Annotated in this window: 20 protein-coding genes; 8 read left to right on the forward strand and 12 right to left on the reverse strand. The window is 52.3% G+C overall.

Annotation, left to right across the window (positions count from 1 at the left end):
* Positions 1-168 precede the first annotated feature (168 nt).
* On the reverse strand, positions 169-1,119 hold the full coding sequence (locus AC07OI_RS26425) for a tetratricopeptide repeat protein (protein WP_495259245.1): 951 nt from the start codon (positions 1,117-1,119) through the stop codon (positions 169-171).
* Positions 1,120-1,522: 403 nt separating this feature from the next.
* Here AC07OI_RS26425 and AC07OI_RS26430 point away from each other — a divergent pair, with 403 nt between their 5' ends.
* From AC07OI_RS26430 to AC07OI_RS26445, 4 genes are all read left to right on the forward strand, one after another.
* Positions 1,523-2,083: an HD domain-containing protein gene (locus tag AC07OI_RS26430; protein WP_495259246.1), complete on the forward strand. Its 561-nt coding sequence runs from the start codon at positions 1,523-1,525 to the stop codon at positions 2,081-2,083.
* Between the two features lie 14 nt (positions 2,084-2,097).
* Positions 2,098-2,238, forward strand: coding sequence for a hypothetical protein (locus AC07OI_RS26435; protein ID WP_495259247.1), 141 nt, complete (start codon positions 2,098-2,100; stop codon positions 2,236-2,238).
* Between the two features lie 136 nt (positions 2,239-2,374).
* On the forward strand, positions 2,375-2,914 hold the full coding sequence (locus AC07OI_RS26440) for a cysteine hydrolase family protein (protein ID WP_495259248.1): 540 nt from the start codon (positions 2,375-2,377) through the stop codon (positions 2,912-2,914).
* Positions 2,915-3,112: 198 nt separating this feature from the next.
* A complete protein-coding gene (locus AC07OI_RS26445) occupies positions 3,113-3,589 on the forward strand; it encodes a hypothetical protein (RefSeq protein WP_495259249.1) in 477 nt (158 codons plus the stop codon).
* 64 nt (positions 3,590-3,653) lie between these two features.
* On the opposite strand, the gene creD is transcribed toward AC07OI_RS26445, so the two are convergent.
* The 4 genes from creD to cdd all read right to left on the reverse strand — a co-directional run bounded on the left by creD (position 3,654) and on the right by cdd (position 7,886).
* A complete protein-coding gene (gene creD / locus AC07OI_RS26450) occupies positions 3,654-5,081 on the reverse strand; it encodes a cell envelope integrity protein CreD (protein WP_495259250.1) in 1,428 nt (475 codons plus the stop codon).
* Positions 5,082-5,238: 157 nt separating this feature from the next.
* Positions 5,239-6,678 (reverse strand): two-component system sensor histidine kinase CreC, encoded by a 1,440-nt coding sequence (gene creC / locus AC07OI_RS26455; RefSeq protein WP_495259251.1) that lies wholly within the window; start codon positions 6,676-6,678, stop codon positions 5,239-5,241.
* Positions 6,675-7,397 (reverse strand): two-component system response regulator CreB, encoded by a 723-nt coding sequence (gene creB / locus AC07OI_RS26460; RefSeq protein ID WP_495259252.1) that lies wholly within the window; start codon positions 7,395-7,397, stop codon positions 6,675-6,677. Before creB ends, creC begins: the two co-directional genes overlap by 4 nt.
* Before the next feature lie 87 nt (positions 7,398-7,484).
* Positions 7,485-7,886, reverse strand: coding sequence for a cytidine deaminase (cdd, locus tag AC07OI_RS26465; protein ID WP_162039640.1), 402 nt, complete (start codon positions 7,884-7,886; stop codon positions 7,485-7,487).
* 51 nt (positions 7,887-7,937) lie between these two features.
* Here cdd and AC07OI_RS26470 point away from each other — a divergent pair, with 51 nt between their 5' ends.
* Both AC07OI_RS26470 and AC07OI_RS26475 read left to right on the forward strand, forming a co-directional pair.
* A complete protein-coding gene (locus AC07OI_RS26470; RefSeq protein ID WP_495259253.1) occupies positions 7,938-9,410 on the forward strand; it encodes a sensor domain-containing diguanylate cyclase in 1,473 nt (490 codons plus the stop codon).
* Positions 9,411-9,525: 115 nt separating this feature from the next.
* Positions 9,526-10,167 (forward strand): hypothetical protein, encoded by a 642-nt coding sequence (locus AC07OI_RS26475; protein WP_495259254.1) that lies wholly within the window; start codon positions 9,526-9,528, stop codon positions 10,165-10,167.
* 132 nt (positions 10,168-10,299) lie between these two features.
* On the opposite strand, the gene AC07OI_RS26480 is transcribed toward AC07OI_RS26475, so the two are convergent.
* Positions 10,300-11,265 (reverse strand): MBL fold metallo-hydrolase, encoded by a 966-nt coding sequence (locus AC07OI_RS26480; protein WP_495259255.1) that lies wholly within the window; start codon positions 11,263-11,265, stop codon positions 10,300-10,302.
* Between the two features lie 69 nt (positions 11,266-11,334).
* Here AC07OI_RS26480 and AC07OI_RS26485 point away from each other — a divergent pair, with 69 nt between their 5' ends.
* Together AC07OI_RS26485 and AC07OI_RS26490 are read left to right on the forward strand one after the other, a co-directional pair.
* Positions 11,335-12,240 (forward strand): LysR family transcriptional regulator, encoded by a 906-nt coding sequence (locus AC07OI_RS26485; protein WP_495259256.1) that lies wholly within the window; start codon positions 11,335-11,337, stop codon positions 12,238-12,240.
* 82 nt (positions 12,241-12,322) lie between these two features.
* Positions 12,323-12,793, forward strand: a complete 471-nt coding sequence (locus tag AC07OI_RS26490) for a hypothetical protein (RefSeq protein WP_495259257.1) — start codon at positions 12,323-12,325, stop codon at positions 12,791-12,793.
* Positions 12,794-13,237: 444 nt separating this feature from the next.
* Here AC07OI_RS26490 and AC07OI_RS26495 read toward each other — a convergent pair whose 3' ends face one another.
* From AC07OI_RS26495 to AC07OI_RS26520, 6 genes are all read right to left on the reverse strand, one after another.
* A complete protein-coding gene (locus tag AC07OI_RS26495; protein ID WP_492705476.1) occupies positions 13,238-14,080 on the reverse strand; it encodes an isopenicillin N synthase family dioxygenase in 843 nt (280 codons plus the stop codon).
* A 12-nt stretch (positions 14,081-14,092) separates the two neighbouring features.
* Positions 14,093-15,091, reverse strand: coding sequence for a nucleoside hydrolase (locus AC07OI_RS26500; protein ID WP_492705478.1), 999 nt, complete (start codon positions 15,089-15,091; stop codon positions 14,093-14,095).
* Positions 15,092-15,424: 333 nt separating this feature from the next.
* Positions 15,425-16,396 (reverse strand): ABC transporter permease, encoded by a 972-nt coding sequence (locus AC07OI_RS26505; protein ID WP_492705480.1) that lies wholly within the window; start codon positions 16,394-16,396, stop codon positions 15,425-15,427.
* On the reverse strand, positions 16,393-17,475 hold the full coding sequence (locus tag AC07OI_RS26510) for an ABC transporter permease (protein WP_492705482.1): 1,083 nt from the start codon (positions 17,473-17,475) through the stop codon (positions 16,393-16,395). Before AC07OI_RS26510 ends, AC07OI_RS26505 begins: the two co-directional genes overlap by 4 nt.
* A gap of 93 nt (positions 17,476-17,568) precedes the next feature.
* Positions 17,569-19,098 (reverse strand): ABC transporter ATP-binding protein, encoded by a 1,530-nt coding sequence (locus AC07OI_RS26515; RefSeq protein WP_492705484.1) that lies wholly within the window; start codon positions 19,096-19,098, stop codon positions 17,569-17,571.
* Between the two features lie 131 nt (positions 19,099-19,229).
* Positions 19,230-20,234: a BMP family lipoprotein gene (locus AC07OI_RS26520; protein WP_492705485.1), complete on the reverse strand. Its 1,005-nt coding sequence runs from the start codon at positions 20,232-20,234 to the stop codon at positions 19,230-19,232.
* Positions 20,235-20,248: the final 14 nt, after the last annotated feature.

Here is a 20,248-nt window from a genome sequence, read left to right on the forward strand (position 1 = left end):
TCTGAGTCTGCAAAGAAAAAAACTTTACCACACCCGGTACACTTCAAATTGCTGCCACAATAGTCTTCCATCCGTGCTTCCTCATATTTTTCCGTGCATTTAAAGATACGTCTTCATGTCTAAGTCCGAGCTGGAAAAAGCTGTGAAGTGACAAAAGATAAATGATGGCTAGCGGATATATATCCCCATTTCCCTCGCCGTATGCAGGTAATATTTCATCTTTTCATCATCAGCCTTGATGCCCGCCATGCCTGCCCAGTACATCCTGCTCAGGTTCATGGCAGCCAGACCGTCGCCTGCCTGGAGTGCCTTGCTGAGGTGGTGGAAAGCCTGCTCGCCATCTGCCTCAACTCCAATGCCGAACAGGTAAAGCGTACCCAGCGCGGTCATGGCAGGGGTTCTGTTTTCTTTTGAGAGTGCCTCAAGAATATCAAAGGCCTCTGTTTCTTTATAGCGTACGATAGCGTATGCAGCTTTACGCAAATCAGCTTTGCACGGGTCATCAGTCATGCAGGAAATAACCGTTCTTCTATGTACATGCAGCCAATTCAGTTCGCCTGTCAAAGAGTGATAACAGTTTATTTGCGCCACATATTCATGAGAGCAAATATGTGGAGGTATGCATTCTATGGGACTATTCCAGCAGTATTCATGTGTGATGCCTGTATCGCGTTGGTTTTCATCAATCAATATATAGGCGCTATTACCGCAACGCAGACACTTTGATGGCGCTGTGCGTGTCATGCGCCATTGATAGTGCTCAAGGAAATTTTCATCTTCAAGATAAAGCAGGTAGTCACTTGCAGCGTTATGTCTCTCTTGCTCTGGTAATCTGCGCAAGGCAGCAGCTTTCATGTATTGGCCTATGTCCGGTATGCGTTCAATTAAAGTTGGTTTGTTGCAGTGCAGGCACCAACAAGGTGAGGCGAGCATCACCATTGTGTTTGGATCGCAATAGTGAGGCAGACCTGTGACCTCACATCTAGGATAGTTTGCCTGTGAAAATGCTTGTTGATTGGTCGTGTTGCGTGTGTATGTGTGAGAGCAATTGAAATCTTGAAAGCCAACCGTGTAAAAACACCCGCTACACTTGAGATAGCTGCCACTATAGTCTTCCATTGATGGAATCTCCTTCGCGTTGATTCAATTTCCTGGCATGTCTGGAAAGGTCGGCCATTCTAATGAGCGGATGCTTGCTTGCCTAGCCCGTGACTTGATTAAATTTGCAGCAAGCGGCATCTTTGCCACAGGGTGATATTTTTATGCGGGATTTTGTCATCCTGTAATTTTCCAACCTGAAGATCGTAGTAAAATACGTCTGGCAGCACGGATCAGAACCGGGCTGATTTACCCCTCGCTAGCCCATTCCGTGGCTTATATGGTGAGCTTTAGTCAGACATGACATTCTTGTTTTTGACTTGCTTTCCTGCAAAATTTGACAAATCTGTAGTTCAATCCGGCACTATGACGCAATTCAGTAATGAGAGTCGCCTGAAGAAGTTGACCTGTGAAAGGAATGCAAATGAATAACTGGACCCCCGATATCTACGAAAAGGCCTGGTCGTTTTCATCGCGCCAGCATAGCGGGCAAACCTACGGTGGCAAAGTGGAAGGTGAGCGTGTGGAATACATCAACCACATCGCCAGCGTTGCCATGGAAGTCATCTGGGCATTGCAATCGAATACCACTGCCGATGGTGCGCTGGCGGTGCAATGTGCCTTATTGCATGACACCATAGAAGATACCAGCGCCAGCCATGAATTATTGAAACAGGAATTTGGCCTGGCCGTGGCTGATGGTGTGCAAGCGCTGTCCAAGAACACCAGCCTGCCGACCAAGGCAGAACAGATGCGTGACAGCCTCGACCGCATCCGCCAGCAACCGGCAGAAATCTGGATGGTCAAGATGGCTGACCGCATCACCAATCTGTACCACCCACCACATTACTGGGACAACGAGAAGATTCTCTCTTATCGTGACGAAGCACAACTCATCCACGATGAATTGCTGACGGCAGATTTTGGCCTGGCGCAACGTTTGCAGGCGAAGATCAATGCTTATCCAAAGTTCCTGAGGAAGTGATATGTGCCAGGTACTTGACTATTGTATTTGTAGAACTCATTTCTATTGATGAAATGAGTTCTATCAACTACACTCCCTGCATGACATTTCAATTGACCACGACGACTGGTTTCACCGTCACCACGACTACCACTGGTAGTGGCGGGGTAGGCTAGCGCCTGATTTGATTGAGTCATCACAGGTAATTAAAAATTTACCTGATATAGCAAGCCCCGCCAGCAATGAGCGGGGTTTTTTCTTGCCTGTTCGCTGGCAATTTATCCATGCAGAATGCAAAAAGGAGTCTGGAAAATGGAACAACAATCGTATGTAAGCCCGGCCTTGCTGGTCATCGATGTGCAGGTAGGTTTGTTGCAGAGTGGGGCTATCCATGCAGCAGAGCAGGTGCTGACCAATATCAATCACCTGCTGGCCAAAGCACACGCTGCCGGCGTGCCGGTATTTGCCGTGCGCCACACCGGCCCGCAAGGCTCGCCCATAGAAGCTGGTAGCGCCAACTGGCAATTCATGCCTGAACTGCAGATAGACATGGAAAGGGATACCGTATTTGAAAAGACCAGACCCAGCTGTTTTGAGGGCACGGATTTACTGCAGCAATTGCGCACAAAAGGCATACAGGAACTCATCATCGCTGGCCTGAAAACCCAGTACTGCATAGACACAAATTGCCGCACCGCCAGCGAGCTGGGCTTCAAAGTCATTCTGGTAGAAGATGCGCATAGCTGCAATGACACAGCCTTGCTGCCCGCCAGCACCATCATTGCGCATCACAATATGACTCTGAATGGCCTGTTTGCCAGCCTGGTCAAGACTGAGGGGCTGTGTTTTTAATCCTGTTCTCAAGAGCAAAGGCCGGTAGTTTTTGAGAAAGGCTACCGGCCCGATAAGCCTCGGGCCAGATATTTCCTGGTGATAAAAATTGCAAAAGCTTCAATCACGACTAGAATAAGGATGGTCTGGCCGGTTTATTTCGCAGCCGGGTGAATGAGCATGGCACCACATTGTCAAATCCTGGATACGGGGGCAAGAATGAAATTACTGCGTTTTTATCTCGAAGTGGGCGGTGAAGAATTTGATGCTGACAGCTTTGCCCAGGCGGCGGATAACAAAGGGCTAGACGGTGCCGTATCCCGCATCAGCAATAACAGCAAGACGCTCAAGCGCTGGGGTGAAGATGCATCGGTGGCGATCAGTCTGGCAGGCGCAGAACAGCCAGCAAGCTCTGTCCCTCATGGCGGCCCCAGGCAATGGTGCACGGGCCTGGTTGAAAATGTAGCAGAGGCAGAGGCAAATTTGCCAGCATGGCTGGCAGAAGAAGCCCAGTTGCTGGGCTTTATTGAACAGGTCAAATACAAATTACCTGCTGTTGGCGATTTTTGCGATGGTGAATATTTCATCCTGCTCAGGCTGATCTATGCCACTTCCGGTGCGGGCCTGCATTATTCCGAAACCCTGATGCGCAGCCTGACAGAGATCAATGCCGGGCTGACGATAGACCATGCATAAAAACCAGAACCTTGCATGCTGCAGGCGAGGTTCTGGTGTTCATACATTTACCTGATCTGGCTTATCAGGCGTGATCGTAGGCAATATCAGTAGCAGGTTTGCCCAGCTTATACCAGTCCACTTTGCGGGTGGCAATCATGATGCCGGACAGGACTGCGAACAGCAACAAGCTACCCATCATCATGGCATTGTTTTCTGAACTCAATAAGCCAAACAAGATGCCGTACAAGACCGTCAGCGCGCAAGCAAATCCAAAACCACGCTTACGGTCGCGCAGCACATTCGCCAGATAGATACCGATCAGCAAAATACAGGCGGCACTGGCAATCAGATAAGCGAGTACGAAGCTGATTTTTTCTGACAAACTGACCAGCAATAAAAAGAAAATCACCAGCGCCAGACCAACCAGGGTGTATTGCACCGGGTGGATGGGTAACTGCTTCAAGACCTCAAACAAAAAGAAGGCAGCAAAGGTCAGGGCGACGAACATCAAACCATATTTGACAGCACGGTCAGCCTGCGAATAGATGTTGACGGGCTCAATGTATGAAACACTGAAGATATCGATAGGTGAGGCAGATGAAGTGGGGCTGCCATCTTCATTCGTGCTTGTCCCACGCGCCACATTGACTGCATTCCCGGCATTTTCAAGTCGCGTCATTTGTTGCTGCGCATTGCTGGACAGGGAAGAGATATTCCAGTTCGCACTGACACTCTTGTCTGTATTAACCCTGCCTTTTGGTGATGGCAAGAAGCGTCCACCGTATTGCACATGCGGCCAGTTTGATGCCAGCGTCACCTGGTTATTTTTTGCCAGTGGCGCAAAGCTGAGTTTTTCTATGCCATCAAGATCCAGATCTATTTTGAATTTAACTTGCTCGGCGCTGGCGAGCTTGACACCATCCAGCCCCGTATGAATACCGCGCTGGAAAGCACTGAGTTTGCTGCCTTGTTTGAACTCTAGGGTTTTTTCATCCCATGTCAGTTTAGGGAAATTTTGCAAGCCGCGGGTATCGCTCAGGCCCATGGAAATATAGGGCGTTTCTGCCAGGGTGATGATGGCCTTGGGATTGTCCTTCTGCACCATGTTCGACAACTCTGGCAACATGAAGTCACCAGTTATTTTGTGATGACCGGTATACACCAGCACTTTATGGATGCCACGATAACGCTGGTCGGTATCGATATTACCCATGATCTGCATCTCGTTCGGATAGATGTAATGTTTTTTATTGGCAGACAACTGGCGGCGCACGGTTTTATTGAGCGAAGCATCAAAGCTTTCATCTTCCCAGGTCTCGGTATAGGGGACTACAAGTACTGGGCCGACGATGACCTGCTCACTGACAGAATCCGCCGTGATACTGCGCACCGCTTCATCACGGTAACGCATACGCTCCCAGATGGTGGCTTGTATCATCGTCAGCGGCACATACAGCAGGATAGCCAGCAGGCCAACGATGACGATTTTGAATAACAGACTTCTTTGCATGACAGGCTCCGGTAATGGTGTAGCCTGTAATGTAAAAAAGTAATGTGCGGGGATGATGTGGTTTGTGTGAAGTGGGGAGGTGTTTTTTTGTCGCTGGAGTGTCAGTCAGTCGTAGGTTGGGCTACGATTTACCAGCCCAACCTACGTTATACGGTATTTACACTCCCAAGCACAACATTGCCCTTACTCCACCATCAGCCTGATTACTCACACTGATACTCCCCCCATGCAGCGACGCCACCTCACGCACAAATGGCAAACCCAGGCCTGTGCTTTTGGCTGCATGTGGACGGGGCAGGGAGTAGAAGCGGTCGAAGATTTTATCGAGGGCATAGTCGGGTATGCCCGGCCCCTGGTCGCTGATGCTGATTTGCAGGAATGGCGTACTGTCTGCATTGTTGACCAGGCTGGATTGCATTTTTATCGTGCTGCCAACAGGCGCAAAGGCAATGGCATTGTCGAGCAGATTACCCAGCGCCTGGCGCAAGAGTAATTCATCACCACTGATGCTGACGATGGCTGTGTCGATATCCTGTTGCAATTGCAGCGACTTGGCCAATAACCTGGGTTGGGCATCTTCAGTCACCAGTGCCAGCAAGCGCGGGATGTTGACGACTTGTACGTGGCTCAGGCTCTGCTGTTTTTCCAGCTTGACCAGGGCCAGCAATTTGTCGATCAATTGCCGCTGACGGGAATTTTGTTCGAGAATGTTGTTGAGAAAATGCTGCCTGTCAGCGGCGGCCATGTCTTCGCGCATGAGTTCGGCAGAGCCTTGTATTGAAGCGATAGGGCTCTTCAATTCATGCGCCATGGTGTGCATGAGTTGTTCTACGTATTGCTTGCCTTCGAGCTTGTCGCGCATGGCTTCGAGGGCGCGGCCGAGGCTGCCGATTTCATTATTGCCCAGTTCTGGCAGGCTGGCTTTCTCACCGTTTTCCACACTGGCAGCATAGCTTTGCAGTTTGCGCAAAGTACGGTTGAGCCACCATGAAAATCCCAGCCCTATCAAGAGCGAACCCAGCCACAACCAGGCACTGCGCTGCAGTATCTTGCGCTGGCTGCGCCAGATAAAAGGGTTGATGGTGGAGATGGGTTTGGCCACTGTCAATGAACCGATGATATTGCCATGGTCCATGATGGGGGCGGCCACATGCATGACGCTGCTGCCTTCATCTGTCGCCTTGCTGCGGGTGCTGCGTGCACCGTATTTGCCCTGCAGGGTGCGATTGACATCATTCCACAGTGAATAGTCTTTGCCTACGTCCTTACCATCGCTGTCAAAGATGACGATGCCTTTGATGTCGGTGATGTAGATCCGGTAATCAAGGCTGGTCTTGCGTATGCCGCTGATGTTGGCATCGATGCTGCGTTGCGCATAGTTTTGCAGGCGCTTCATCAAGTCACTATCGGCGACCTTGCCTGCTGCCACATCGTCGGCAACGAGGGTGGCCAGCATTTGTGCAGTGTCAATGAGGGTGTCTTCCAGCGTGGCGCGCACGCCGGGTTTGATTTCTTCGACCACCACATTCAGGATCAGCCAGGCACTCAGGCCCAGTATCAGGAAATAACCCAGCAGTATGCGCAGGCCTATCTTCATGCAGGTGACCAGCTATAGCCCATGCCGCGGTGAGTGATAATGCCTTCGTCTGTGGTTTCGACATCGTATGCCGCACCTGTATTGTTGAGCCTTACCTGCCGCAGTTTTGCACGCAAGCATTTGACATGGGCATCGACGGTGCGGTCCAGCGTATCTGGTGCGTTGATCCAGACGATCTCCATGAGCTGTGCGCGTGAGAATAAATGGCCGGGGCTTTCCATCAAGGTCTTCAGCAACAGGTATTCATAACGCGTCAGGTTCAAGGTTTGACCAAATGCAAGTATGCGTGCTTCTTGCGTCTTCAATTCAAAACGAGGCGCGGCTGCATCTGCTGCAGTTTGCACCTTGCCTTGCTGACGCCGCAAAATCGCGCGTATGCGGGCGACGACTTCACGTGGTGAAAAGGGTTTGCTGACATAGTCGTCGGCACCGATTTCCAGGCCGACGATGCGGTCTATCTCGTCATTGCGTGCAGTTAAAAACAGCACTGGCGTATCAGAGAACTGGCGCAACTGGCGGCAGACATCAAAGCCGCTGATATCGGGCAAACCGATGTCGAGCACGACGAGGGCCGGGGGCGTGGCAGTGGTACGTAATAGTTCCAGAGCTTCCTGGCCCAGGCTCAGGTGTAGCGGGAGAAAGCCGTCAGTCTTCAGGGCATAGGCCAAGGTGTCGGCGATGCTGACTTCATCTTCGATGATCAGTATGGATTTGCTCATGCAGGAGATGATGGAGATGTTGAAGATAGAGATGTTAAAAATCCCGCACAGCGATGTTGTTGGGATGCTGTGCGGGATAGTGGAGGATTATTCCGGCTTCAGGTAAAACGCATCCGGCAACTGATCACCCGCAGTGGTGGTCTTGACATCACCTTTGAGGTTGGTCAGCAGCACCGGCAATTCTGGCCCGCCCAGTTCTATGATGACCTGACGGCAAGCGCCGCAAGGGGCGATCGGGCCTTCGGTATCACCCGTCACGGCTATGGCAGCAAAGTCGCCAGGGCGGTAGCCGGCAGCAATGGCAGAGAACAGGGCAGTGCGTTCAGCACAGTTGCACAAACCATAAGAGGCATTCTCTACATTGCAACCATGGAAAGTTTTGCCATCCTTGGTCAAAACGGCTGCGCCGACCTTGAATTTGGAGTAGGGCGCATAAGCGGATTCACGGGCTGTATTCGCAGCTTGCAATAGTTCACTTTTGTTAAACATGTTCGTCTTTCGTTGATATAGGCGACATTGTATTATCAAAACATGTCAAATATGGTGAATCAGCTTAATTCCTCCGCTCCCGGCCTTGGCGGGCAGGGCGGACGAACTCATGCTGGCGTCAGGCAAAAACTGCAGGAAATAGCCTGGTTGATCTTCGCTGCCGGTCTCTATTATCTGGCGGCGCGCACCGGCATGCAATTGTTTGCCTTAAAGCCCAGCAATATTACCTTGTTGTGGCTGGCCTCAGGCATAGGCATGGTGATGTGCATGCGGCATGGTTTGCTGGCTTTTCCCTTTATTCTGATTGCCAGTTTTTGTGCAAATTATCCCGGCATGCTGGAAGCCCACAGGGTTTCACCCAAGCTCTACACCCTGATTTCTGCCACGGCAGATGCCATGGCCGGCGTCGTCGCCATGCTCATGATGCGTCTTTCTTTGCCTGATGGCTTACGCAAATCTACTGACCTGTTGCATTTCGGCATCAAGGTCTGTCTGATACCAACCATGCTCAGCAGCCTCATCATCAGCCTGAATATGGCAGTCGGTGGTTACATCCATTGGGATGAGGCAGGCAATTTTTTCCGCATGCTGGTGCTGGCAGACAGCCTGGGGATATTGCTGATTTATCCACTTTACCAGGCATGGCGCGACGACCACGAATGGCGAAGCAGCGAAGTGCAAAGACTGGTGCTGACTGGCCTGGGCATAGGCGTGCTACTGTACCTGGCGTTTCGCGGTCATCCCGGCTTTATCTATTTTGTGTTGCCCGTGCTGTTGCTGCTGGCTTTTTATATCAGCCTTAACCTGATGACACTGGCGGTGACTGCCAGCATGGTCGCCATCATCGCGATTACCGGGCAACAGCTGGGGCCATTCCAGAGCACAAATCTGGTCGAGGCGAATTTCATGCTGGTCTGTTTTGTCTGCACTACCACGTTCACCATCATGGCGGTGGCCTTGCATAACCGCCAGTTGCTGACCATAGAAGCCGCAAGACAGGAATGGCAAAAAGCGGCTGAGGTCGATGAACTGACCAAACTGGTTAACCGCGCCACCTTTTTACCCATGCTGGCAGAAGAGCACCAGCGTGCCAAGCGCCTGGGGCGCACTTATGCGCTTGCCCTGCTCGATATTGATCACTTCAAGAAAGTCAATGATGTGTATGGTCACCAGGCCGGTGATGAAGTGCTGGCCCACTTTGCCAGCCTGATGCAGTCGAATACCCGTGGCATAGACAAGGCCGCACGCCTGGGTGGTGATGAGTTTGCAGTCCTCTTTCCGGAATCGAATGCCATGGATGCAGCCGCAGCCATGGAAAGGCTGCGCTTGCGCCTGGAAAACAATCCTGTGACAGTTGCAGGCGTAAATATTTATGTCACCAGCAGCATAGGTATTACAGAATACCAGGGCGGTGACGTTACCCCTGACATGGTGCGCACACGGGCTGACCAGTTATTGTATTCAGCCAAACATGCAGGCCGTAACCGCATCATGTTTGATGCCGTGACAGATGAGGCTGCCTGAGCAAACTTTTGTACGGCAATAATGATCTATTTTTGCCATTGCAATTTCTCTCTTCATACACCATAACTAAAGTACAGGATCAAAAGTCCCCCACTATTTACTATGGAGCAATACTATGAGTATCGGCATATCCAGGCAAGATTTGTACGTCCGCACTTACCAGACTGCGCAAACCAAGCCACCCAAAGTGGGCGACAATGCGGCAGAAGACAGCGGTTCGGCCAATACCGACAGTGCCAATGTCAGTCTGGAAGGCAGCAAGAACGACACGGTCGTCTACACTGACCCGCGCCTGAACAAAACGGCGGCACCTGACCTGCAAGCCCTGCTGGAAGAATCCAACCGCAAGGCACAAGATATTATCAACCTCATCAAACCTCTGGTTGAGCAACAGGGGCTGGAATTATCCAAGGTCGTCAGCGGTCAGCAAAAAATATCAGCCAGCCCTGAAGCCATTAAAGCCGCCCAGGCAGCGATTGCAGATGGCGGTGAATTCAGCGTACAAAAAACTGCCGAACGCATACTCAGTTTTGCCAAGGCTGCGATTGGCGATGACCCAGCCAAGCTGGATAAAATTACTGCTGCAGTAGAAAAAGGTTTTAAAGAAGCGGCGGAAATTCTGGGTGGCAGCCTGCCTGATATCAGCAAGCAAACCCTGGAAACCATACGCACAGAATTTGCACGCTGGAAATCTGAAGGTATACCGTCCGGTGATACAGTAAGTTTGGCAAAACCAGCGACAGCTAAAGCAGCCTGAATTAAGCTCTTGTAGGGTGCGCCGTGCGCACCACCTTGGCTTACGATGTGTTTTACCGGCGGTGCGCACGGCGCACCCTACGCTGCATTGCAGATGCTGCCACGACAGCGGCATCTGCAGGTTTATGTTCGCTTACTTCCCGCCCAAATCCTTATACGCCGCAGGCACATTCAAGCCCGGGTGTACCCAGCCAAACAGCGCATAACCCGCATAATCAGGCATGGCAACCTGCTGCACGGTTTGCTCCAGATTCAAGCCCTGTGTAATGGCTGCCTGTACCTGGCTACGTACGGTTTCAAGATAAGCGATTTGCCATTTCAAATCTTCCTTGCCTATGGCAACGCCATGGCCAGGTACGATGCGGGCATCTGCCGGTAAAAAGGCATCAACACGACGCAGGGTTTCCAGCGTGGCAATCAGGTGCCCGTCCAGCAACCACGGCAGCGCAGGTTTGCCAGCGATGACAGGGTTGCCACTCCACATGACCTTGCTTTGCGGTTCCCACACCCACAAGTCACCGCCGGTCTGGGCAAAGCCAAAGTCCATGATCTCCACCACTTTGCCACCGAGATCCAGCTTCAATGTGCTGCCCGGTGCCACCAATACATCACCAGTGCGCGCCTTGATTTCTTCTATGCCACGGCCAGTGCCAAAGTTCTTGATCATGAAGGCCTTGTCATCATCCAGATGCGCATGGATATAACTGCTGGTCTGGGCATGCTGGATGATCCTGGTGCTGGCAGGCATATACATATTGCCATATGCATGGTCACCATGTGAGCTGGTGTTGACGGCGTACAGGATGGGTTTCTTGCCCAGCTTCTGGCTCAGTGCCATCACTTGAGAGTTCAGGCGCTTGTTGAGCATGGTTTCTATCAGCAAGGCACCCTTGCTGCCTACAATCAGGCCGCCACTGGTGGCTGCTGCACCACCCTTGGCATTGAGTTCTTTGGCGTTATTGGCATAGTAGGCATAGACGCCATCACCCAGCTTTTCACTGACCATCTCGACCTTGTTGCCATCCCAGATAGGTTCGGCTGCCTGAGCAGTAGTGGCAAACACCAAACCTGTCATGACGGCTAATACTGTGCGTTTCATCTTGTTCTCATTGAAAGTGTTGATGTATGCAGTGTAGTTACTACATTTATGCAATACAATTAGCTATCAATGACAACTCTATTTGCGAAAATGCAAAGCGTAGAAAACCTCAATGATTTGCGGCTGGTTGCCTGGATAGCCGAGACTGGCTCGCTGGCAGGTGCTGCCCGTCGTCTGGGATTGAATCATGCAACCGTATTCCGCCGCCTGAACCAGCTGGAAGCTGAAACTGGCGTGCGCCTGTTTGAGCGTATTGCAGGTCGTTACCACGCAACAGCAGCAGGTGAAGAACTCATGCTCGCCGGGGCAGAGCTGGACGCGATTGCCACCAGCGCCATGTTGCGGGTAGCGGGCGCAGATTTGCGACCCAGCGGCCAGGTGCGTATTTCCACCACCGACAGCCTGGCTTTAACGCTGCTGCCACCGATATTGGCCTTGTGCCGCCAGCGTTATTCGCAGATCAGACTGACGCTGGAAGTCGATAACAAGTCTGCCAATCTGTCCAAGCGCGATGCCGATATTGCCGTGCGCCCGACCATAGCGCCGCCGGATTACCTGATAGGCAAGCACATCGCCGCGTTGGAATTTTGCATCTATGCTGCCACGTCTTATCTTGCATTGCATGCAGACTTGCCGCTGGAACAGCATGAATGGATAGCGCTCGATGATGCCTATAGCGGTCACCGCAGCCTGCGCTGGCTGGCCAATATCCTGCCACTGGATGAGGTGGGTTATCGTAGCAGCAGCTTTGGCCTGGTCCAGCAAGCTTGCGTGCATGGCATGGGGCTGGCGATCTTGCCTTGCATACTGGGTGATAGCTCAGATGCCTTGCAGCGGGTGGGTGAACCTATACCCGAATGTGCGGCGGCGTTATGGTTGCTGATCCATCCGGATTTGCGTGAGACTACCCGTGTCAAGGCGGTGTTCCAGCTTTTGCATGAAGAGTTGGGGAAAGCAATGCTGCAGTTTGCGTGATTGATATCGCAAACCCCCATGTTAAACTGGCATTTTGCGATATACATTGAATTAGCCGTCCAACAAACTTAAGGGATAGTCCATGAATCTGTTCGCCGAGCTAATGCCTTTTTTTGCTGCTGCGGGCTTTGCCCTGTTTATTGGCGCGCTGTTAACCGAGGCGATGGTGCTTGTTCCCATGTGGCGATCATTGCCACCACAAGAGTTTTTCACATTACATGCGGCACATGCTCATCGCCTGTACACTTTTTTTGCACCACTCACCATGGGCGCAACGCTTCTTGCGGTTGTCGCTGCCATTACTTCTGTCGCCACAAACCGTCCACTCAGTTGGGCGTCGGTTGTCGCAGCTGTTCTCGCCTTACTTATTCTTTCAACCTACGGCCTGTATTTTCGGCGTGCCAATGCCAGTTTTGCTGAAGCGAGCATCACACACGAAGCTCTTCCCGCAGAGCTGGCACGCTGGGCCGCGTGGCATTGGTTCCGCACAATAATCGGCCTGATAGCTCTTGCCTCGGCATTGTTGGCATTGCGTGGTGGAACAAACTTTTAGCAAATGAACTGGCTGCCCAAGTTTTCTATTATCAGCTTTGGCATGAGAACTTGGTGAAAGCGATTGTGGTTCGCATAGAGTAGTTTGCGCTTTGTGAATACGCATATCGCTATTTAAACGCACACCCTCAAACCCGTCATGCCGGACTTGATCCGGCATCCAGTGGCGTTGTTGGCATGCTGAAGCAGGCTATTCTTGGTCGGCGAGTAAATTCACTGCTTTGCTGTGTGAACGATAAAACAAGCGGCACGGCTTAACGACGCTGGATGCCAGATCGAGCCTGGCATGACGATTGGGAGGCTATTACTGGCGATGAATATTGCCCTGCGTCGGGCAGCACCTCGAAGAATATCCAGGGACATGTGCAACATAAAAAAGCCCGTAACAGGAAACTGTTGCGGGCTTTTCAATTGTAGAACCTTGCAAAACCAAGCTACAAAAAACTTATTTCTTCACACCCAGCTCACGCAAACGTTCTTGCAGATAACTGCCAGAAGTATGGCGATCCGACAGTACTACGTCAGGACGCGGATGCAGGAACAGCGGCAGCGAGATGCGTGATTTTTTCGCTTCTTCACCGGTCGGATTCAGCACGCGGTGGATAGTCGATGGATAGTAGCCTGCAGAGGCTTCATCCAGCATGTCGCCGATGTTCACGATCAGCATGCCAAAGTCACAAGGCACGTCATGCCATGCATCGTCCTTACCTTGTACCTGCAAACCGGCTTGAGTAGCAGCAGGCAGCAAGGTCAGCAGGTTGATGTCGCCATGGGCTGCAGCGCGTACTGCATCCGGTTCTTCATCGCCACGCAGCGGCGGGTAATGCAAAACGCGCAGCAGGGTCAGATCGCTGTCGGTGATCATGTCTGACAGAGGCATGGAATACTTGGCCTTGACGTCTGCAGGGGAGTGGTCTTCTACCCATTGCAACAACTCTGCGGCCAGCTTGGCACCATCGTCATAATACTTGCGCGCAGCATCCGACACTTCAGACGGATAACGGCCTGTAGGGTAGATATGATAAAACTCTTTCAGGTCACGCTTGGTCTGGCCCTTGGCTGTCTCGGAAATTTTTGGCGAAAAATAGCCATCCATTTTCTCTGGGTCAAAGTCATACTTGTTCTTCGCATCGGTCTGGAAGAAGTCATACCATTCCTTGTAGATGGTTTCCAGCAGGCTTTGCGACAGCGGGTGATTGGTCAAGACACCAAAGCCGGTGCGGTGCAGGCTTTCAGTGAATTTTTTCGCAGCATCGGGTGCGCGATAATCAACTGGTTCGATAAACATGATGATTCCTCCTTACTGTGCCAGGGGAGCTTGCAACCAGTCAGAAGACAGTGTTGCATCGATCAATTGTTTGCAAGCCTCAGCATCGACTTTCATGCAAACGCGGGTCTCTGGCTTACTGGCTTCCCAACCCGCCTGTGGGTAAGGGATAGGCAGTTTTGCCATCATGGTCTGACCATTGCCTATGCCTTCTTTGGCGACACGCACACGGCCAGAACTAGTCTCGAAAATCTGCGGTGCCACCAGCCAGACAAATGCCAGTACATCATGACCATAGCAGGCATGACCCAGATCTGGGCGTATGCTTTGGTAGAAGTTGGCGTAGAAGTTGACTGCGTGTGACAGGGTATCCATCGCCACATGCTTATGCTGCTCTGCCAGACGTGCAAAGAAAGTCGAAGGCAGGACCACGCGGTGCGTCACGTCCAGACCCACCATGGTCAAATCCCAGCCTGCGGTAAAGACCAGGTCAGCTGCGTCCGGGTCATTCCAGACATTGGCTTCTGCCACTGGCGATACATTGCCTGGTTCATCAACTGTACCCGCCATCAGCACGACTTGCTTCAGCAGTTTTGGCAGTTGTGGTTCCATCTTCAGGGCCAGGCCCAGGTTACCCAGCGGGCCAACCGCGACCAGGGTGATTTCACCCGGATGCTGACGTGCCATCTTGACGATGAATTCCGCCGCGCTTTCTACTTCTGCCTTGCCACCGACTTCAATACGGCTGTTCAGGTTACCCAAACCGTCAGCACCGTGGATGAAGTCAGGCGGCGTACCGGCAGCCTTGGCAAAAGGTACGGGCACACCCTGGGCGACCGGGATATTGCGGCCAGCAATGCGAGTCAGGTACAAGGCGTTGATGGTCGCCTGTTCAACATAAACGTTACCGAAGGTCGTAGTAATGCCGACCATGTCGATATCAGGATGCGCAAGCGCAAAGTACAAGGCCATTGCATCATCGACGCCTGGATCAGTATCAAATATGACTTTATGTTTTGCTGTTGTTGACATGTGGATGCTCTCCAAAATTACACCGGCTGGCCATTGGGCAGAACCCAGTCGCGATGTGAATTGTTGCAGTTGACCCGGTTCAAGGAGGTCGAAATATTGTTTTGTAGTGTAAGACCTAAGGGCTCACCACAGAAAAAAGCAGGAGAAAAAGCCGAGGAGGTTGCAAGATTGTAGGTTGGGCTATGCCTTATCAGCCCAACACTCGGCGGTTCAACTACGTATACGTTTATCAGAGGGTGAGTGTTGGGCTGGTGAACCGTAGCCCAACCTACGCCCTCGCTACTTACTCGCCCCCTCTGTGCCTCTGTGGTGAGAGGTCTTATGTTTTTCAAATTACCGTGACTTCACAAACGGCTGACCAATCGCTTTCGGGGCGACGGACTTTGCCATCAAGCCTGCCAGAACGATCACGGTCACGACGTAAGGAATCATTTGTATCAAGGAGCCCGGTACCTTGCCTATGCCAGGGAAGACCACGCCTTCGATCTGGACTTGCAGGGCGGCGAAGAAGCCGAACATCAAACAGCCCAGGGCTGTGTGCAGTGGACGCCAGTTACCGAATACCAGCGCCGTCAGGGCCAGGTAACCATTACCTGCTGACATATCACGCAAAAAGAAGCCGCTTTGTACGATGGACAAATACGCGCCGGAGAATGAGCACAGCACGCCAGCGCACAGCATGGCCATGAAGCGGGTGCGTTCTACATTGATACCCGCCGCATCTGCTGCATGCGGGTTTTCACCGACGGCGCGCAGGCGCAGGCCAAAGCGGGTGTGGTACAAGACCCAGTGGACGACAGGGATCAGGGCAAATGCCAGATACACCAGAGCACTATGGCCACCGATGAGTTTGGTATATACCCAGCCTATGAAAGGGATGCCAGCGATAGTGGCTGAGCCCGGCAGCACGATATCAAACAGGCGCGCTTCACCCAGGTCAGGCGTGCGGCCACCTTGCTGGAAGAAATACTGGGCGATAACAAAGGTCAGACCGCTGAGAGCAATATTGATGGCAATACCGGCAACGAGCTGGTTACCCTTTTGTGTGATGCTGACAAAGCCTTGCAGCAGGGCGATGGCGACAGAAATACCAACACCCGCCATGATGCCCAGCCAGGGGTTCTTGGTCACAAAGGCCACGGCGGCAGAGACAAAGGCGGCGGCCAGCATCTTGCCTTCGAGTGCCAGGTCAACCACGCCGCTGCGTTCTGCAAACAGGCCAGCCATGGCAGCAAACATCAATACCGGCGCATTGCGTATGGTCGATACCAGGATGCTGGAAAATTGAAAATCATCAAACATCATTTTTCCTTACGCTTGAGCAGGGCAGACAGGGCAGGGGCATACAGATTTTCCATGGCACCGCAGAACAGGATGATCAAACCCTGGATAAAGATAAAGGTCTCTGGCGGGATATTGGCTTTTTCCAGCGACAGATCAAAGCCTCCCTGTATCAATGCGCCAAACAGGATGGACGACAGCAAGATACCCACCGGATGCTGACGCCCCATCAGGGCAATTGCGATACCGATAAAACCGGCACCGGCAGGGAAGTTCAGGTTCAGATAGTGGGTAGAACCCATGACAGAATTGACTGCCGCCAGCCCAGCCAGCGCACCGGAGATCATCATCGTCACAATAATGGTTTTGCTGATGGAGATACCCGCATAATGCGCCGCATGCTGGTTCAGACCAGTGGCACGCAACTGGTAACCCCAGGTCGTGCGCCAGACGACCACACCATAAATCACCAGTGCCACCAGCGCCAGCACGAAGCTGATGTTCAGCGGTGTTTCACCCAGCACAGGCAAAATGCCATTCAGCTTGGGCAGCCATGAGGCATCGGCAAACACGCGGCTGGCAGTGTTTTGCTGGCCAGCAGGGATGAGGAAGCTGACGATCACATAATTCATCAAGCTGGCAGCGATGAAGTTGAACATGATGGTCGTCACTACGACATGGCTGCCGCGTTTGGCTTGCAGGTAACCCGGCAAAAAAGCCCAGGCCGCGCCAAATACAGCCGCGCCCAGCATCGCCAAAGGTATCAGCATCCAGCCTGGCAGGGACGAATCCAGCCACAGCAAGACCAGGGTCAGACCCAGGCCACCGACATACATCTGGCCTTCACTGCCGATATTGAACAAACCGGCCTGCATGGCTACTGACACTGACAAGCCAGTGAAGATAAAGGTCGCTGCATAAAACAGGGTGTAACCCAGGCCTTCAGGGTTCAGCACTGCGGCGTTGATGAGGATGCTCAGGGATTCTATCGGGCTTTCGCCCAGCAGATAAATCACACCCGCCGCGACCAGTAAGGCGGAGAACAGGTTTAACAGCGGCAGGGCAAATGCGGTGGCCCAGCGTGGGAGGTCGGCTTGATTCATCTTGGTTTGGTCGCTTGTCTGTGCTTGTCTGTATTTGCTTGTTCTTGCAATAATCTAATTACGGCTCAATGGGGGAATGCACATCAATGCATATCAATGAGTATGTATGCCACCCATGAGGCAACCTATCTCGGTCGCATCAAATTCTTCTGCCTTCAATTCACCCGTGATGGCACCACCAGAGATGACCAGGATGCGGTCAGCCAGGGCGCGTACTTCTTCCAGTTCTACCGATACCAGCAAAATAGCAATACCGGCATCACGCATGGCCAGCAGGCGGGTATGCAGGCTTTCTATCGTGCCTATATCAACACCACGGGTAGGCTGGCCGACGAGCATCAGTTTTGGATTCGCTGCAATCTCGCGCGCCATCACCACTTTTTGCTGGTTACCGCCAGACAGCAGGGCGATACGCAGATGCGGGTCTGCCGGGCGCACATCAAACTTGGCCAGCAAGTCTGTACAATTTTTCAAAATGCTTTTGTAATCGAGCAAACCAAAGGATTTGCCCAGCTTTTTCTGGTAACCCAAAAAACTGTTCATCATCACCGAGAAATTCTTGATGACGGCATCACGCAAGCGGTCTTCTGGCACATGGGCTATGCCCAGATCACGGAAAGTGGCAGGCAAACCGTCGGCATCCTTGCGGCCAGCAAAGGGCAAGTCCTTGCCCTGCATTTGCAGCTTGCCACTGGTGGGCAGGCGCATGCCGCTTAAAATTTCCAGCAATTCACTCTGGCCATTGCCAGAAACACCGGCAATCGCGACGATTTCACCAGCGCGGATATTGAAACTGACGTTCTTCAACAGACTGACTTTTTGCGAATTCACCAGGTTCAGGTCCTTGACCTCCAGCACCGTCTCGCCCGGCGCATAGGCAGCACGTGGCAAGTGGGTGACGATGGGGCGACCCACCATCATCTCGGCCAACTGGGTGGTCGTGGTATTTGCCGTGGCGACAGAACCAATGACGGTGCCTGCACGCATGACCGTGACCTGGTCAGTGATTTCTAAAATTTCTTGCAGCTTGTGGGTGATCAGGATAATGGTCTTGCCCTGTTCCTTGAACAGGCGCAGCACTTCAAACAGCGAAGCGGCCTCTTGCACCGTCAAGACGGCGGTCGGCTCATCAAGGATCAGGATATTGGCGCTGCGGTAAATCTGCTTGAGGATTTCCACCCTTTGCTGCACGCCGACAGACAAGTCCTGTATCGTCGCCAGTGGGTCTACATCGAGCGAATAGCGTTTGCAGATTTCGCGCAACTTGGCTTCGACTTCATGGCGTTTGGGTTTCAGGCGAAAGCCGCCTTCCGTGCCCAGCATGACATTGTCGAGCACCGTCATGTTCTCGACCAGCATGAAATGCTGGTGTACCATGCCTATACCCAGGTTGATGGCTTCCTGGCTGTTGCGGATATGCTGTTCTGCGCCATTGATGAGCAGCTTGCCGCTGTCGGCGCGGTAATAGCCATACAGTATGCTCATCAGCGTGGACTTGCCTGCGCCGTTTTCACCAATCACGCCATGGATGGAACCCGGCGCAATGGAAAAGCTCACATCACGGTTGGCCTGTACCGCGCCAAAACGTTTGGAGATCTGCTGAAATTCGACTGCTGGCTGCATACTTGAGCGTTTCTTTAAATGGCGGTGTGCAAGGGCTTAAACATCAATCAGGGCGCATCGTATCCATGTCAGACACTTGCGCCCTGGATAAAAACAAATCCAAAACAAATCTGGTCAATGACTACCCGGTATCAGACCGGGCACTTGTTGCCTTCGCGGAAATCAACAACCTTGACCTTGCCGCTGATGATGTCTTGCTTGGCTGCGTTGACGCGTTTTTCCATGTCAGCGCTGACGACAGCGCGGTTATCCTTGTCCAGTGCCCAATCGACGCCGCCTTCTTTCAGGCCCTTGTATTGGGTGCCGCCTTTCCAGTTGCCATTTTTTAACTGCATGAAGCTGTCATAAATGGCCTGGTCTACGCGCTTGACCATGGAAGTCAGCATGCTGCCTGGGTGCATATAGTTCTGGTTGGAATCAACACCTATGCCCAGCTTGCCTTTTTCCTTGACGGCTTGCAAAGTGCCCATCCCGCTACCACCGGCTGCTGCAAAAATCACATCAACGCCGCGTTCAAACTGGGCGCGTGCCAGCTCGCCACCTTTGGCTGGGTCATTCCAGGCCGCAGTGGTGGTGCCGACCATGTTTTGTACGACATCAATCTTGGCTTCGGTGGCTTTGGCACCTTGCGTATAACCGCAGGCAAAGTTGCGTATCAGCGGGATATCCATGCCACCTACAAAACCGACTTTTTTGGATTTGCTGGCAATCGCTGCTGCCACGCCCACCAGGTAAGAACCTTCCTGTTCCTTGAACAGGACAGAGCTGACGTTGTCGCCAGTAGCAATACCGTCGATCAGGACGAACTTGGTTTTTGGGAATTCCTTGGCAATATTCTGTACTGCCTGCGCCTGGGCAAAGCCTATGGCGGCGATCAGGTCTACATTCTTGCGGGCCAGATTACGCAAGACTTGCTCAGTCTGGGTGTCGCTGGCGACCTGCACTTCGATGTAGTTGAGTTTGGTTTCTTTCTTGAAACGCTCTGCGCCTTCGGATGCTGACTGGTTGAAGGACTTGTCAAACTTGCCGCCTGCGTCATAGATTACTGCAAATTTAAGGTCTGCAGCATAAGCACTGGCCGCGCCGCCGACAGCCATCAGGGTCGCCAGGGACAGGCAGATTTGCTTGAGTTTCATGAAATTTCCTTCAT

The organism is Undibacterium sp. GW821-FHT07F11, from assembly GCF_059418665.1.